This window comes from Vibrio sp. 1874 (assembly GCF_033344395.1).
Lineage (GTDB): Bacteria > Pseudomonadota > Gammaproteobacteria > Enterobacterales > Vibrionaceae > Vibrio > Vibrio alginolyticus.
In genome coordinates, this window is the sequence record NZ_JAWPOR010000007.1 from 87,269 (window position 1) to 102,125 (window position 14,857).

At 45.0% G+C, this 14,857-nt stretch carries 15 protein-coding genes; 9 read left to right on the forward strand and 6 right to left on the reverse strand.

Going from position 1 to position 14,857, the window contains the following annotated elements; genetic code table 11:
• Positions 1–255: 255 nt before the first annotated feature.
• Positions 256–1,593, reverse strand: a complete 1,338-nt coding sequence (gene argA / locus R8N46_RS14465) for an amino-acid N-acetyltransferase (protein WP_012841478.1) — start codon at positions 1,591–1,593, stop codon at positions 256–258.
• Positions 1,594–1,755: 162 nt separating this feature from the next.
• Between argA and R8N46_RS14470 the strand changes: the two genes are divergently transcribed.
• The 5 genes from R8N46_RS14470 (at position 1,756) to R8N46_RS14490 (ending at position 6,175) form a co-directional block, all read left to right on the forward strand.
• A complete protein-coding gene (locus R8N46_RS14470; RefSeq protein WP_115386261.1) occupies positions 1,756–2,211 on the forward strand; it encodes a DUF2850 domain-containing protein in 456 nt (151 codons plus the stop codon).
• A gap of 273 nt (positions 2,212–2,484) precedes the next feature.
• Positions 2,485–3,588 (forward strand): murein transglycosylase A, encoded by a 1,104-nt coding sequence (mltA, locus tag R8N46_RS14475; protein ID WP_005391723.1) that lies wholly within the window; start codon positions 2,485–2,487, stop codon positions 3,586–3,588.
• 99 nt (positions 3,589–3,687) lie between these two features.
• Positions 3,688–4,497, forward strand: coding sequence for a tRNA cyclic N6-threonylcarbamoyladenosine(37) synthase TcdA (gene tcdA, locus R8N46_RS14480; RefSeq protein ID WP_005380241.1), 810 nt, complete (start codon positions 3,688–3,690; stop codon positions 4,495–4,497).
• A 19-nt stretch (positions 4,498–4,516) separates the two neighbouring features.
• Positions 4,517–4,945: a cysteine desulfurase sulfur acceptor subunit CsdE gene (csdE, locus tag R8N46_RS14485; RefSeq protein ID WP_005380244.1), complete on the forward strand. Its 429-nt coding sequence runs from the start codon at positions 4,517–4,519 to the stop codon at positions 4,943–4,945.
• Positions 4,946–5,254: 309 nt separating this feature from the next.
• On the forward strand, positions 5,255–6,175 hold the full coding sequence (locus R8N46_RS14490) for a GGDEF domain-containing protein (protein WP_115386260.1): 921 nt from the start codon (positions 5,255–5,257) through the stop codon (positions 6,173–6,175).
• A gap of 33 nt (positions 6,176–6,208) precedes the next feature.
• Here the strand turns inward: R8N46_RS14490 and csdA are convergent, their stop codons facing one another.
• The 4 genes from csdA to R8N46_RS14510 all read right to left on the reverse strand — a co-directional run bounded on the left by csdA (position 6,209) and on the right by R8N46_RS14510 (position 9,860).
• A complete protein-coding gene (gene csdA / locus R8N46_RS14495; protein ID WP_025768229.1) occupies positions 6,209–7,420 on the reverse strand; it encodes a cysteine desulfurase CsdA in 1,212 nt (403 codons plus the stop codon).
• A complete protein-coding gene (locus tag R8N46_RS14500; protein ID WP_006742560.1) occupies positions 7,420–8,019 on the reverse strand; it encodes a DJ-1 family glyoxalase III in 600 nt (199 codons plus the stop codon). Before R8N46_RS14500 ends, csdA begins: the two co-directional genes overlap by 1 nt.
• A complete protein-coding gene (panE, locus tag R8N46_RS14505; RefSeq protein WP_213912250.1) occupies positions 8,016–8,906 on the reverse strand; it encodes a 2-dehydropantoate 2-reductase in 891 nt (296 codons plus the stop codon). The genes R8N46_RS14500 and panE overlap by 4 nt, the downstream gene beginning before the upstream one ends.
• A 108-nt stretch (positions 8,907–9,014) precedes the next feature.
• Positions 9,015–9,860 carry an outer membrane protein OmpK gene (locus R8N46_RS14510; RefSeq protein WP_005391741.1) on the reverse strand — a complete coding sequence of 282 codons (846 nt, stop codon included), beginning with the start codon at positions 9,858–9,860 and terminating at the stop codon, positions 9,015–9,017.
• A 323-nt stretch (positions 9,861–10,183) separates the two neighbouring features.
• Between R8N46_RS14510 and R8N46_RS14515 the strand changes: the two genes are divergently transcribed.
• The 4 genes from R8N46_RS14515 to R8N46_RS14530 are packed head-to-tail and all read left to right on the forward strand — an operon-like array spanning position 10,184 to position 13,420.
• Positions 10,184–10,780, forward strand: a complete 597-nt coding sequence (locus tag R8N46_RS14515; RefSeq protein WP_017636020.1) for an LON peptidase substrate-binding domain-containing protein — start codon at positions 10,184–10,186, stop codon at positions 10,778–10,780.
• Entirely contained in the window at positions 10,777–12,135 is a 1,359-nt protein-coding gene (locus R8N46_RS14520) for a DUF4397 domain-containing protein (protein WP_213972454.1), read from the forward strand. Before R8N46_RS14515 ends, R8N46_RS14520 begins: the two co-directional genes overlap by 4 nt.
• 44 nt (positions 12,136–12,179) lie before the next feature.
• Positions 12,180–12,764, forward strand: a complete 585-nt coding sequence (locus R8N46_RS14525; RefSeq protein WP_005380255.1) for an RNA polymerase sigma factor — start codon at positions 12,180–12,182, stop codon at positions 12,762–12,764.
• Positions 12,761–13,420 carry a ChrR family anti-sigma-E factor gene (locus R8N46_RS14530; RefSeq protein WP_005380256.1) on the forward strand — a complete coding sequence of 220 codons (660 nt, stop codon included), beginning with the start codon at positions 12,761–12,763 and terminating at the stop codon, positions 13,418–13,420. Before R8N46_RS14525 ends, R8N46_RS14530 begins: the two co-directional genes overlap by 4 nt.
• A gap of 63 nt (positions 13,421–13,483) precedes the next feature.
• Here the strand turns inward: R8N46_RS14530 and R8N46_RS14535 are convergent, their stop codons facing one another.
• A complete protein-coding gene (locus R8N46_RS14535; protein ID WP_005380257.1) occupies positions 13,484–14,836 on the reverse strand; it encodes an AmpG family muropeptide MFS transporter in 1,353 nt (450 codons plus the stop codon).
• Positions 14,837–14,857 lie beyond the last annotated feature (21 nt).

Here is a 14,857-nt window from a genome sequence, read left to right on the forward strand (position 1 = left end):
AGTATAGCCAACCAAATGTATATTTAAAAGATAAAATTGGAACAAAAATCAAGCAATGGTTTGCGCATATCTAAGTTGGGTTTACATGATGACCCGCTAGTCCGGAGTAGGGGTTATGTGTGGCCTTACTCCTAAACAAACTCGTTCCTAAACAAGCTCGATGTGCAGGGTTGAGCGTTAATGAACTAAATCCTGCCCTTTGAGGTTAGTTGGTATAGTGGAACGTTAAGTTTCGCTCCCTGATTTAAGGTTAAGCTATAAATCTAACGCTAAGATTTTGGACTTACGCTGGAAGTTATATAACCCTTGTTTGGCTCCAGGCAAATAGTCGACACTGACTTCGTAAAAACCTTGCTCTCTAAACCAATGCAAACTGTGTGTCGTGAGGACAAAAATCTGATCAATGGTTTCGGATTTAGAACGATGTTTCATGTAGTTGAGCAGTAACAAACCTCGGTTTCCATCACGATAGTCAGGGTGAATCGCTACGCAAGCCATCTCAGCTTTACGTTCCTCTGGGTATGGATAAAGGGCAGCACAGCCAATAATCAAGCCGTCTTTTTCGATGATGGTAAATTTTCCTATCTCTTGCTCTAGCTGCTCTCGAGAGCGCCTAACGAGTACACCTTGTTCTTCTAAAGGGCGAATGAGGTCTAAGATACCGCCAATATCGTCAATATTAGCTTGCCTCACTTGTTCAGCACTCGCCATAACAACTTGGGTACCGATACCGTCGAAAGAGAACAACTCCTGAATTAAGGCGCCATCTACTTTATAACTGATCAAGTGGCTACGAGGTACTCCGGCACGGCAAGCGGCAATAGAGCCTTTAAGAAAGCGCAGTGTCCCAGTGTTGTAATCTAGGTCAGGAGACGTATTTTCAGAAAGCGTTTTGATGACATGCTCCGCCTCAATTGGTAGTAACTCGGCGACAGCATTGCCGTTGTCATCAATGACACCTTGTTCGGAGCAAAAACCAATCAGCTTATCCGCACCCAGCTTTATCGCTAGTTGGGTGGCGACTTCTTCCGATAATAAATTGAAGCACTCGCCAGTCACAGAGCTAGCAATGGGACCTAGCAGAACAATTGAACCTTGATCAAGAGTGCGATTAATCGCGTCGGTGTCAATGCGGCGAATACGTCCACTATGGCAATAGTCCACACCATCATCAACGCCGAGTGGTTGGGCAATGATGTAGTTTCCGCTAACGACATTGAGCTGGGTACCTGCCATCGGAGTATTGTTGAGGCTCATTGATAGGCGCGCAGTAATCGCAAGCTGAAGTTGTCCGGCAGCTTGCATAACAACAGATAAAGCCGATTCATCCGTAATGCGGATATTTTTGTGGTAAGGCGTAGTGAGGTCTTGTTTTTCTAGCAGCTGATTAATTTGAGGACGTGCACCATACACCACCACGACTTTGATTCCGAGGCTGTGCATGAGTGCGATATCATTAATAATATTGCCAAAATTTTTGTGTGCGACGGCTTCTCCGCCCAGCATGATCACCATGGTTTTTCCGCGGTGAGCATTGACATAAGGTGTTGATTGACGGAATCCTTTTACGAGAGCAGTACTACGAATTTTCACTACAGTCATCCCTTTGTCTAATTATGTTAAAATAATGCCTTTTTATTCATTGAGTGGCAAGGCGAAATTTTGGAATAAAGCACAAACATATTGAGGTAGGTTCTTGGTCCCGTTAAAAGGGAAGGTTACAATGGGTGCGTCTTTCCTCAATACGTGAACCTCATGTCTTCTGCTGTTAATAAGAATGCTGCGATCACTGCTTCCAATCTGTCAAAAACGTCACCTAAATCAATGCTTCGTAAGTGGCTAGAGCGTTCTCTCATGCTTATAGCGATAGTTGGAACCGTTGTCGTGTGCATGCTGTATAGTGATTTGATTACTCGAACCATTAATCCGCCCATTCCCAAATCGACAATTTATGGTCGCTGGGTTGAGCAAGATGTTGCGCCTTATGCTCGTGAAGAATTTGTGTTGAGTGAGCGCGGTGTTACCGTAAATGGTTCTACAGTGGCGACCAGTTTTGAATTCGATGGGGATTCGTTTTCGTATCGAGTGGGTTCAAATGAGCGGCACTTCAATTTTGTTGGTAAGCAGCATGCAGAAATGAAGCTGAATGCCAATGCACATTATCTACCTGTATTCCGTTTAGAGGGGCGTGCAAGGATTGCGGTAAGATAGTCGTTTTTATCTTTGTCTGTTAAGCAGAGATCTCTTGCGTCTGTGAGTCACATGGATGATCACAATTTCATCTCTCAATCAGTAAATCTTACTTTCAAACATAATCCGGACAATTCCGTAATTCTTCCGCTGCTATCATGTTGCATTAACTGAATGAATTCACAACGAGTAAACGGATTGGCTTAGCGTTGAAACATTTTGTCGTTGCTTTTCAATTGCACCGTATGCATTTGTTTGCCATTCTTTTGCTATTCTCTTTTACGGAAAAGACACGTGTTAAAAAAACTCCTTCCTATTATCTCTTTGAGCCTACTCTTTGGCTGTGCTCAACAAAATGATCGTGCTCAGCAATATCTTGATGGTGAGTTTCCTCAGATCCTCAATCAAGTGGATGTGGTTGAGTCTAACAAACCACGCGATTTTACTGAATTTAACAAGCAAGCTGAGCAAGTGGTGATAAAGTCACCATCCATGGCGAAGATATACCAACCGCTATATCAACGATTAAGTGAGTGGGCGCAACAGAGCGGAGATACCAGTGCGTTGAGTGCGTTTGGCATTCAAGCCGCGCAATTGGGTGGTGGTGATAAAAAAGGTAATGTGCTGTTTACCGGATACTTTTCTCCCGTGATGGAACTGCGTCATACACCAAACGACATTTTTAAGTACCCAGTTTATGGCAAGCCAAACTGCTCATCAGATTGTCCGACTCGCGCGGAGATCTACAACGGGGCATTAGATGGCCAAGGTTTAGTGCTAGGTTATGCACCTAACCGTATTGACCCGTTTATGATGGAAGTGCAGGGCAGTGGCTATGTGCATTTTGAAGATGATGATACGTTGGAGTATTTCGCGTACGCAGGGAAAAATAATAAAGCTTACGTTAGTATTGGCCGCATTTTGATTGAACGTGGTGAAGTGCCGCGTGAAAAAATGTCTCTCAAAGCGATTAAAGAATGGGTAATGGACAACGACGACGCAACAGTACGCGAGTTGTTGGAGCAAAACCCTTCTTACGTCTTCTTTGCGCCAAAAGCGGAAGCGCCAGTAACGGGATCGGCTGGTATTCCTTTGTTGCCAATGGCCGCGGTCGCGGGTGACCGTTCTATCTTACCAATGGGGACTCCAATCTTGGCGGAAGTGCCACTGCTGAATGCCGATGGTACGTGGAGTGGTGCGCATCAACTGCGAATGCTGATCGTTTTAGACACTGGTGGTGCTGTAAAACAGAACCATTTGGATCTGTATCATGGCATTGGTGCGAGAGCAGGAACGGAAGCAGGGCACTACAAGCATTTTGGTCGAGTTTGGAAACTTGGGCTGGAAAACTCACCAACTCAAGCGCCTTGGGCTTTACCGCCAGAAAAGCTACAATAGCGACCCAAGAAAGAGGAACACTCTCTTATCTAGACATTTCATCAAAGAGTGCGTATAAATCGCACTCTTTGTTTTTCTATCGATCATCTGGACTTCAATATGCGTGAACTCGATACCCCAGCATCTGACAGCTACAATCAACGCTTTGGCGGCACTCGTCGTCTTTATGGCAACAGTGAAGTAGACATTCTTCGCGCTGCACACGTTTGTGTGATTGGTATTGGTGGCGTAGGTTCATGGGCGGTGGAAGCGCTGGCTCGTACGGGGATCGGTGAGTTGACTCTGATTGATATGGACGATGTTTGTGTCACGAATATTAACCGCCAAATTCATGCGATGACGGGCACCGTTGGCCAAAGCAAAATTGAAGTTATGGCCGAGCGTGTCAAATTGATCAACCCAGAGTGTAAAGTCAATCTGATTGATGATTTCATCACGCCAGACAATCAACATGAGTACTTAAGCAAAGAGTTTGATTACGTGCTAGATGCGATTGACAGCGTAAAAGCGAAGGCGTCTTTGTTGGCGTATTGCCGCAGCAACAAGATCAAAGTGATCACCACGGGGGGCGCTGGTGGTCAGGTTGACCCCACGCAGATCATGGTCGCTGATTTAACGAAAACGATCCAAGATCCTCTAGCGAAGAAAATCAAAGACACCTTGCGTCGTCATCATAACTTCCCTAAGAATCCGGCTCGTAAGTTTGGTATTGATTGCGTGTTTTCAACCGAGCAGCTGAAGTATCCTCAAGCAGACGGTTCAGTGTGTGGTGTGAAGTCGACAGCGGAAGGCCCAAAACGTATGGATTGTGCTAGCGGTTTTGGTGCGGCGACTGTTGTAACTGCAACGTTTGGCTTTGTCGCGGTATCGCGAATCGTTGAGAAGTTGATTTCAAAATATAAGAAGTAAACTAGAAGAAGAGCGCATCATGACAGATTTTCCCGTTTCTCCATTTGGTACAGATATCACCAGCGAAGACATTGTAGCGACTATGCAGCAATTTCAAGGCTGGGAAGATCGTTACCGTCAGGTTATTCAGTGGGGTAAAAAGCTGCCACAAATGCCAGAAGAGCTGAAATCAGAACAAGTTACCGTTTCGGGTTGTGAAAGCTTGGTGTGGTTAGTGAGCAAAGAGCAAGATGGCGTTTGGCATTTTTGTGCGGACTCCGATGCGCGTATCGTCCGTGGATTGATTGCCTTGGTAATGGCTGCTTATGACGGTAAAACGGCCGATCAAATTCAAGCATTTGATATTGATGCTTATTTTGATCAGCTGGGGCTTGTCTCCCATTTAAGCCCGTCACGTGGTAATGGCTTGAAAGCTATTGTAGAGCAGATTAAGCAAATCGCCGTGTAACGAGTCATTTTCCCAACTCTTAAAAAACGCCGAATAGCCTAACTGTTTGGCGTTTTTTGTATCTGAGTTGAGATATTTTTTGCATATGGATAAAAAGTATGCAAGTGGTCGACTATTTTAGCGTTAATTAACCATTCTATTGATCCTGGTTCATTATATTGCCCACTTGGTTTTTATAAACTCAATTGTATTTAAAATTTGTCTATATTAGATAATAGACATATGCCCCATTCGCTCCTATTCCCCAATGTGGAAACACACTTGGAAGCGATTGGGTTACTTAGATACAAATGCTAGGAACCTCCCTATATGCAATTCACCTTGGAACATGCGCAAGACGTGTTATCCGGAATGCCAGACCCCACTTTTATTCTGAGTGAAGATGGTATCTATATTGATGTTTTTGGAGGAACAGATAAAAAAGCCTATCACGATGGAAGTAATTTGATAGGTGAGACGCTGCACAGCGTACTCGAGAAAGATAAAGCTGACTGGTTTATCGAGCAGATCAGTCGATCACTGAAACAAGACAGTATTGTGACGATCGAGTACAAGATGTGCGCCGACAGCATTCAGGGAATAGATGCTAACAGTGGGCCAAGAGGCGACCTATACTACGAAGGCAAGATCTGCCCACTCGCTATAAAATACCGAGGTCGTCGCGTTGTCCTTATTCTTACACGCAACATCTCCAATCGCCACCGAGTTGAAACCCTTCTTCGCCATCAAAGCCAAATTGATGCTCTTACCAATATCTACAATCGACGTGTCTTTTTCGAAAAGCTCACAGAAGAGGTCATTAAAGCTCAAGAGCCGAACTATCACTCCGCGTTGTTATTGTTTGATTTGGACTTTTTTAAAGTCATCAATGATAAACGTGGTCATGATGCGGGGGATTATGTCTTAGAGACGTTAGCTGATTTGGTTTCTCACTTACTCGTCAAAGACGAAATTTTCGCAAGAGTCGGAGGGGAGGAGTTTGCGATTATTTTGCCAGAAACTTCTCTGTCGGCGGCGAAAGAGGTAGGAGAGGAAGTACGTTCCCACATTCAAAATTGTCAGTTCGAATTTGAAAAGATTGAAATTCCGGTCACGGTGAGTGTAGGCGTGGTGGAAATAGGCAGAAATGAAACCACCAAACGTTTGTATGCGCATGCAGATAAAGCGCTTTATGCTGCGAAAAGAAATGGCAGAAATTGCGTGGCGACTCTGGATAGGCAGATGGAGTAACCTTGTTGGTTACTCCAAATCAAACCGTTGGCGTTATAGCATGTCGACGGCTTTTTCAACGGCGGCGATGAGTCTTTCCACATCGCTCGTCGTGTTATAAATACCAAAAGAGACGCGTACCGTGCCTTTCACATTTAGCGCATCCATCAATGGGTGAGCGCAGTGGTGTCCTGCTCGTACCGCAATGCCTTGTTGATCGAGCAGCGTCGCAATATCTTGGTGATGAACGCCGTCCATTACGAAGGTCAGTACAGAGGCATTCGGTTGATAGCCTAGAATATGGATGTCATCCAAAGCGCTTAGTGCTTGGTAGGCCTTATCCTGAAGCGCATGGAGATGAGTCTCTACTTCGTGATGGTCAAAACCTTGGTACCACTCAATGGCTTTCGCTAGAGCAATCGCGCCCGCAACGTTTGGTGTGCCCGCTTCAAATTTTCCAGGAAGTGCAGAAAACGTCGTTTTTTCGAAAGAAACGCGTTCAACCATTTTACCGCCGCCGTGCCATGGTGGCATGGCTTCCAAAAGTTCAAGCTTGCCGTATAAAACCCCAATGCCTGCTGGTGCATAAAGTTTGTGACCTGAGAAAACGTAGAAATCGATATCTGATGCCGATAAATCAAGTTGCTCATGTACGATGCCTTGCGCGCCATCAACTACAATAACCGCGCCAACGTTGTGCGCCAGTTCAGTGATTTTTTCTATAGGTTGGCGTGTGCCTGTTACGTTGGTTATTTGCGCGCAAGCAACAATTTTACAGCGGTCAGACAGAAGCGCCTCAAATGCACTGATGTCGAACTGGCAATCTGATGTCATCGGAACTTTAATGACTTTAGCACCCGTTTGCTCTGCCACGATTTGCCAGGGCACGATGTTGGCGTGGTGCTCCATCTCGCTAATCAAGATCTCATCACCTGGTTGTAACGTGCTACGGGCGTAGGTTTGAGCAATTAAGTTCAGTGCTTCGGTTGCGCCCCGTGTCCAAATGATCTCTTTAGAGCTGTTTGCACCAATAAAGCTTGCCACTCGTTCTCGTGCCGCTTCAAATTGGCTGGTGGCATTAGCCGTTAAACTATGGCTGCCACGGTGAACATTGGCATTTTGCGCACTGTAGTAATGACTGATGACATTAATCACACATTGCGGTTTTTGCGTTGTCGCTGCGCTATCTAGATACACTAAGGGCGTATCGTTGACGGATTGGTTTAGAGCAGGAAATTGCTCGCGTACAGCATTTACGTCAAACATTATTCTTCACCAAGCTTGTGGTAGTGCAGAGTAGGCAGAGGGATCATTGGTTCAGCAACTGACCATGCGTGTTTTTTACCTGAGAGTTGAATGATTACTTCCATCGCGAACTCTAAAGCTGTACCCGGACCTTGACTGGTGATCAGGTTGTGGTTGATATCAAAGGTCACGCGTTTGCTGCGCCACTTCTCTTCCGGGATATGTGACTGAAAGCTCGGGTGACAGGTCATCAGTGATTGTGGGAAAAGATCATGGTGTTGCAATACCAACGCCGGTGCTGCGCAGATAGCAGCGACCAATTTTCCCTCGTAGATGTGCTGCTTAAGGATTTCTATCATCACCGTGCTATCACGAAAAATTTCTGCACCACCAACACCACCAGAAAGCGCTATGGCGTCAAACTCATCATCAGCGATATCGACTAGCTTACAATCGGCAGTTAGTGTGACTCCGCGAGAAGCTTTCATCGTCAATGAGCCATCAAAAGCAGCACTCGCTACTGTAACGTCATAACCCGCGCGAACCATCATGTCGATAACGGTGACGGCTTCCATTTCTTCGGTGCCTGGAGCTATTGGCACTAAGATTTTCTTACTCATTGTTCTGTCCAGCTTTGTTCTATTTGTTTGATGCGTTGGTAAAGTTTTAAATTCTCAGGCGTATTGATACGATGTTTCTCGGCAGCCTTTAACAAGTATCCGGTTATAAAATCAATTTCCGTTCGACGTTGATGGAATACGTCTTGCCTCATTGAAGAATAGTTCTCAGCTGTGGCGTTCACCACTTGCATTACCGTATCGAAAAGAGAGCGAAACTCGATAGCAATACCTTCTTTACTCATTACTTCAACCAGTTCTTGAGTGATGCTTTCGAGTTGTATCTTAAACTCGGGCTGCGCAAGCTCACCATTCTTACACTGGTGAATCGCAGTCAGTGGGTTAATCGCGCAGTTAATTGCTAACTTAGTCCATAACGCAGATTGGATGTGTGGATTCCAAATGACCTCTGGAAGAGCATGATGCATAACATCTTGCAGAAAAGCGCACTGCATTCCTTTGTCATTATAACCACCCGCTTGCGTTGTTCCGTGACCGGTATGCGATACGTGTTGGTTATCTGGTTTGTATGCGCCGTGCGTCGTTGTTGCGAGCACTATCGGATTGTTTGGCACAACCTTCTCCACGGCAGAGGCAGTACCCATACCATTGTGCATCAGCATGATAATCGTGTCTGTATTGATATGAGGAAGCAAAGGCTGAATGGCGTCTTCCACTTGCCAAGCTTTTACCGTGATCAAAATGAGATCCGCTTTATTTACGGAGGAAATATCTTGATTACTGAATGCGGTTGCGGGTGTGTCATCCAACTGAAGTGATTGTTGTCTCTCTGAACTTCTTCCCCACAATGAAACATTGTGTCCGGCAAGCTGAAATTTTGTTGCCCAGAGTGAGCCCACCGCACCTGGACCGAGGATAAGGATATTCACCAAACGCTCTCATTAAAAAGGTTTGCTGCAAGGATAATGAGGGAAAAAAGGAAAGCAAATAAAAATGGCGCCGAAAGGCGCCATTTTTGAGCAAACTTAGTGGTTCAATTAGAACTTGTAAGTTACAGCTAGGTAGTGGCTTACACCAGTCGATTCTAGCTCAACACCTGGAGCGACTTGTAGACCGTCTTTTACGCCATATACTTCTTTGTATGCTTTCAGGCCGTAACCAACCGCGAAGCGATCTGAGTGCCAGTAAATGCCGTTGAACATTGCACCACCGTTTGACGCGGTAGTACCAAATTTGTTACCAGCATCATCATCCATACCGAATTGGTAATCAATGTAACCTTGGTAAGAAATGAATGAACCATTGTCGAAGAAGTAGAATGGTTTGAACCAGTTAGTCGAGATTTGGAAACCGTTCCAACCTTTGTTGTTGCCATCGTAAGTGCTGTACAGGTTTAGGCCGATTTTACCTAACCAAGGAACCATTACATCAGAACCTAAACCGATTTTCTGGTTGTTTACACCACCGTTGTTACCGCCCCATTCCATTAGAGATGCAATGTATAGCTCTTGAACTGGACCGAAAGATAGGTCTTTACCAGTTACGGCATCTAGAGACATACGTGGTGCAAATTTCATGAACATCTTGTCAGGAGCGCCGTTCTCAATTGACTTATCTTGGTTATCTTTAGTCGCTAGGTTAAATACGTCTACGTAACCGTATAGGTCGAAAATACCAGAGCGACCGCCAAATTCCATTTCTAGGTAATCGTGAGCGTTGTCGTCAGCGCCTTTAACTCGTGGCATTTCATCAATTGAGTACATGTAGTTGAACTGCATCCACTTGTAATCGTTTTTGTGGATATCGCCGTCAGAGTAATCTGCCGCCATAACTGGAGCTGAAGTAGCCGCTAGAAGGCTAAGAGCTAAAAGTGATTTACGCATAAGGGGACTCTCTATGTTTGTAATGATTCAGAACACGCAATCTATGCTGCGCTTTCCAATTGGCGGGAATAATAGCGATAAAAATCCCAAATGAAAGTGATAAAGGGTGCAAAATTGAACGTTTTTGGTGAGTTGTGTCACGAAATTATCTTTATTTACGGAACTTTTTGTTTGTTGCATTTGATTGCAATAAATATGTGATTTGGATCGTTTGCGTAAGCGATTTTATGACTTTTTAAGCCAGTCGATTAACCAACATAAATCGTTAGTGATCGGAGTGATAAGGGATTCGTATGTATCCGTGAATCAAAGAGGACGTTTGAATGAAAGAAGTCATGTTATTCCCACTCACTTCAGTTGTACTCCCTGAAGGTAAAATGAATCTGCGCATTTTTGAGCCACGATATAAGCGAATGGTAAAGGAATGCAGCCTACAAAATGTGGGCTTTGGAGTTTGCCTAGTAGGAAGTGAAGGTGACCCTAAAGACGTGGGTAACGTTTCATCTATCGGAACTTTGGTCAGGATCGTTGATTTTGAAACACTCAGTGATGGCCTTCTTGGTATTACAGTTGCTGGTGAGCAACGTTTTGTTGTCAAACGCGTCCGTGCAGATGCGGATGGCTTACGTCATGCAGAGGTTGAATGGTTAGACAATTGGCAACATCTAGACAACTCACCAGATTTCTTCTTTTTAAGCCAGCAGTTATCCCATGTTTATGAAGAGTTTCCTCAACTTGGAAGCCTCTACCAGCATCGTTTTTACGATGACTCTGCTTGGGTTACTCAGCGTTGGCTTGAGTTACTACCCCTAGACTGCAATCTGTTCGAACAGCTAGTCGGCGCAGAGGACTGTATTCCTGCGTTGCAATTTCTGACAGAAGCCATAGAAGCCCCGACTAACAAAGAGGCAAGGATATGAAAGGATTTAATAAAGCTGCGCTAACTATTGTTGCGACATTAGGACTGGCGGCGTGTGGCTCCGACAGTGACACTATCGAGTATTCCAATTTACAAGCAGTGCACGCGTCTTCTGATGCGCCGCTTGCAAATGTGTGGATCAACGATAAACCATCATTAACGAATGTTGATTATGGTGTGGGATCTGGCTACGTTAAATTGCGAGAGGGGATGAATTCGATTCAGGTCGATGTTCAGCTCCCAGGTAATGAAACCGCGACCGTAATACCTAAAACAGAACTAGATCTTGATTCCGACCTCAATTATAACGTGTTCGTTGTTGGCGATGCCGATGGTTCGCCAAACCCAGTTGAGCCTTTAGTTGTGACTCGCAGCGCCGATTCAATGGCTGATGCCAATAGTCTAGATGTTCAAGTTGTTCATGCAGCTTCAGGCGTTCCTGCTGTTGATCTTTATGTCACTGAGCCAGGTGTTGCTCTTGCTAGCGCGACTCCAATAACTAACCTTGCTTACAAAGCTTCTACCGACGTATTGAACATCCCAGTTGGTGAGTATCAAGTTCGACTTGCCGTAGGAGACAGCGTTGCTTTTGACTCGGGCAAAGTATCTCTTGCGGCTAACTCCAACTTGACGATTGCCGCTATCGGCACAGGAGATTCGAATAGCACGTCACCTGTCAAACTCTTGGTGTTGGACGGTTCGGGCTCTTCTATAATTGAAGATATGGGCAGCCAAGCTGAAGTAAGAGTCGGACACCTTGTCGATGGAGCGCCAGTCGTCGATGTCAACGTTAACGGGGCGGCCTTCGCTCCTCTTGCCGACTTAGCGTTCAAAGAGATTCGTGGTTATTTGGATCTTGCTGCTGGCGATTACGATATTGACGTTTACGTGGATGGCACAACAACCAATCCGATCATAGATGTTGACGGGTTAATGGTTGCAGGTGGAATGGATTACAGTGTTTATGCAGTCGGTGTTGTTAGCCCAGCGATTGATATCGAAGCTCTGGTTGTTGAAGATATGAGACGCGCTGTGGCGACTAGCGCGACATTGAATGTGACACACGCGGCGGCTAATCCTATAGCGGAAATGGTGGATATTTACCTCACTACGAGTGCAGGAATAGATGGAAGTGATCCAACTATTGCTAATTTTGCGTATAAAAATAGTGTACAAGGATTATATGTCGCTGAAGGTACATATTATGTAACGGTAACAGTGGCTGGTAACCCAAGTATTGTTGCGGTTGACTCAGCACCAGTCAATGTAATGAACGGTGTTGTGTACCAAGTCGTTGCCATTGATGATGGGAACAACGGTGGTTTCAACTTGTTGGTCGATGACGTGACCGATTAGGACGAATGGGAGGAGGAAACTCCTCCCACAAATTAAGGCCGATTATGATGAGTGATAGCCCGAAAAAACTGGGGCGCAGTGATTGGAACGATTACATGGATAAAGTGAAGGCTCGAGACAAAGACGCGTTCGCTTTTGTATTCCGTTTTTACGCACCCAAGCTGAAGCAATTCGCTTACAAACATGTTGGTAATGAGCAAGTTGCTATGGAGATGGTGCAAGAGACCATGGCGACAGTTTGGCAGAAAGCGCACCTCTATGATGGTGAAAAGAGCGCGTTATCGACTTGGATATATACCATAATCCGAAACCTTTGTTTTGATTTGCTGAGAAAACAGAAAGGTAAGGAATTACACATTCATTCTGATGACATTTGGCCGTCAGAGTATTATCCACCTGATCTTGTTGATCACTATTCACCAGAACAAGATATGTTGAAAGAACAGGTGGTTAAGTTTTTAGATATATTACCGAAAAACCAGAGAGATGTTTTACAAGCGGTATATCTTGAAGAGCTACCCCATCAACAGGTCGCGGAATTATTTGATATACCCCTCGGTACCGTAAAATCCAGGCTGAGGCTTGCAGTAGAAAAGCTAAGGCATTCAATGCATACGGAGCAACTATGAACAAACACCCAGATAACAGCTTGTTAGAAGCATACGCTTCGGGAAGCATTGATGCAGTTTCTGGTCTTGTGGTCGCAACCCATTTAGAAACATGCACCAAGTGCCGAGCTTATGTGAACCAAGTCGAAGCAAGTCAAGCGAACATCGTAAGTGACATACCTTCTGAGTATGTTTCTGAATTTGACGACATGTTTAATGACATCATCAACGCGGAGCCAGCGACTGATAACATCGTGATCCGCGACTCTGCTGCTGTTAATGTGGCAGGAAAAAGTTTCGCTCTTCCTAAAACTCTAGCGCGTTTCTCTGACCTCGTAGGGTCATGGAGAAGTTACGGAGGCAAGGTTTTCAGTGCTCAGATTGACCTAGGGGAAGACGCTCGTGTCAGCTTAATGTACATCGGGGAAGATGTGCAAATTCCTCAACATACGCACAAAGGCCTGGAGTCTACATTGATCCTACATGGTGGATTTAGTGACGAGGATGGCCAATATGAAGAAGGCGATTTGATGATTAGAGACGCATCAGTGAAGCACAGCCCTTACACTAAGGCCGGAGAAGACTGCTTGTGTTTAACCGTATTGACTGAGCCGATGATCTTTACTCAAGGCGTGGCACGTATATTTAATATGTTTGGTAAAGGGTTATACCCATAGACCTCTTATCTTATATCTCGCAAAACAAAAACCACCGAATTCGGTGGTTTTTTATATGTTTCGTTAATGTTTGTGACGTGCTTTTTCCAATAGAGCATCAAAGTAATGTCGTAGCGAGTACAACATAATCAAGCTTGGCACGACCATGACAGCGGTAAGCACGAAGAATGTGCTCCAATCATTAAGATAATCCACTAGCTCGCCACTGAAAGAAGCAAGAGTCGTCCGTCCGAAGTTTCCTAGAGAGGCAAGCAACGCATACTGAGTTGCCGAAAATGCTTGCCCGGTTAGAATCGTCAAAAATGAAACAAAAGCGACAGTTGAGAAAGCAGTCGTAAAGTTATCGACAATAATCGTGGCTAAGTACAAGTGCTCGTTTGGGCCTACCGAAGCAATCCAAGCAAACATCAAGTTACTGGCAGACATCGCAATACCGCCGATCATTAATCCACGTACAATACCAAACCTAACGTTGAACATGCTTCCGACAAAAGTAAAGAAGATGGTGGCTCCCCAACCGATCAGTTTGGAGTAATAGCCAATTTGTTCATTGCTAAAACCAATATCTTTATAGAACGCGATCGACATCCTGCCCAAAAACGCTTCGCCAATTTTAAATAGGAAAACGAACAGCAACAGAGTAATCGCGACACGGACGCCATTGCGATTAAAGAAATCAAGGAAAGGTTCTACAACAGTCACGGTAAACCAAGCTACGACTTTTGAACCAACCACTTCTTTGTGGCGTTGTTCAGCGGCAGACTGAAGTTGTTCGCGTTGAGTCTTCGGTTCACCGACTAAAATCGTAAAGACCATTAGAATGCCGACTATCACCGCCATCCCGTAGTACACACCATTCCAACCGACACTGTCAGCATTAACAAACGCTAAATAACCCGGTAGTGAATAACCTGTCCACCAGCCAATGACCGCCATTGCAGAAGCTTGAGGCAGTTTAGACTCTTCTGACTTTGGGAAAGTATCAATACGAAAAGCATCAATTGCGATGTCTTGTGTCGCTGAAGCCGTTGCAATGCACAAGGCGAGTAGTGACGCAAACACCAAGTTTTCCGCTGGATTAACACCGGCAATAAATAGGGTAGCGACGAGTACGATACTTTGACAAAAGAAAATCCAGCTACGTCTTTGCCCCAGCAGTCTAAAGAGGACTGGCAGCTTCACGCGGTCAACCAGAGGTGCCCACAGAAAGTTGATCGCATAGACCGCAAAAACGCTACCAAAATAGCCAATTGCGGAGAGGGTCAAGCCGGCATCTTTTAGCCAACCTGACATGTTTGAACCGATAAGAACCCACGGAAAGCCGCTAGAGCAGCCCAGCATGAAAACCCACATGAGTCGTTTATCGAGGTAACTTTTTACCGTTTCCAACCAAGTGATGGAAGGTAATGAAGACATAAATCAATCCAATAAAATTAA

Excerpts from the sequence above, each read along its gene's own strand:
- R8N46_RS14500 (WP_006742560.1), bottom strand. The coding sequence starts at position 8,019 with ATGAGTAAGAAAATCTTAGTGCCAATAGCTCCAGGCACCGAAGAAATG.
- R8N46_RS14515 (WP_017636020.1), top strand. The coding sequence starts at position 10,184 with ATGAAAGAAGTCATGTTATTCCCACTCACTTCAGTTGTACTCCCTGAA.
- R8N46_RS14470 (WP_115386261.1), top strand. The coding sequence starts at position 1,756 with ATGTCTTCTGCTGTTAATAAGAATGCTGCGATCACTGCTTCCAATCTG.
- R8N46_RS14530 (WP_005380256.1), top strand. The coding sequence starts at position 12,761 with ATGAACAAACACCCAGATAACAGCTTGTTAGAAGCATACGCTTCGGGA.
- R8N46_RS14520 (WP_213972454.1), top strand. The coding sequence starts at position 10,777 with ATGAAAGGATTTAATAAAGCTGCGCTAACTATTGTTGCGACATTAGGA.
- R8N46_RS14525 (WP_005380255.1), top strand. The coding sequence starts at position 12,180 with ATGATGAGTGATAGCCCGAAAAAACTGGGGCGCAGTGATTGGAACGAT.
- R8N46_RS14490 (WP_115386260.1), top strand. The coding sequence starts at position 5,255 with ATGCAATTCACCTTGGAACATGCGCAAGACGTGTTATCCGGAATGCCA.
- csdA (WP_025768229.1), bottom strand. The coding sequence starts at position 7,420 with ATGTTTGACGTAAATGCTGTACGCGAGCAATTTCCTGCTCTAAACCAA.
- csdE (WP_005380244.1), top strand. The coding sequence starts at position 4,517 with ATGACAGATTTTCCCGTTTCTCCATTTGGTACAGATATCACCAGCGAA.
- R8N46_RS14510 (WP_005391741.1), bottom strand. The coding sequence starts at position 9,860 with ATGCGTAAATCACTTTTAGCTCTTAGCCTTCTAGCGGCTACTTCAGCT.
- R8N46_RS14535 (WP_005380257.1), bottom strand. The coding sequence starts at position 14,836 with ATGTCTTCATTACCTTCCATCACTTGGTTGGAAACGGTAAAAAGTTAC.
- tcdA (WP_005380241.1), top strand. The coding sequence starts at position 3,688 with ATGCGTGAACTCGATACCCCAGCATCTGACAGCTACAATCAACGCTTT.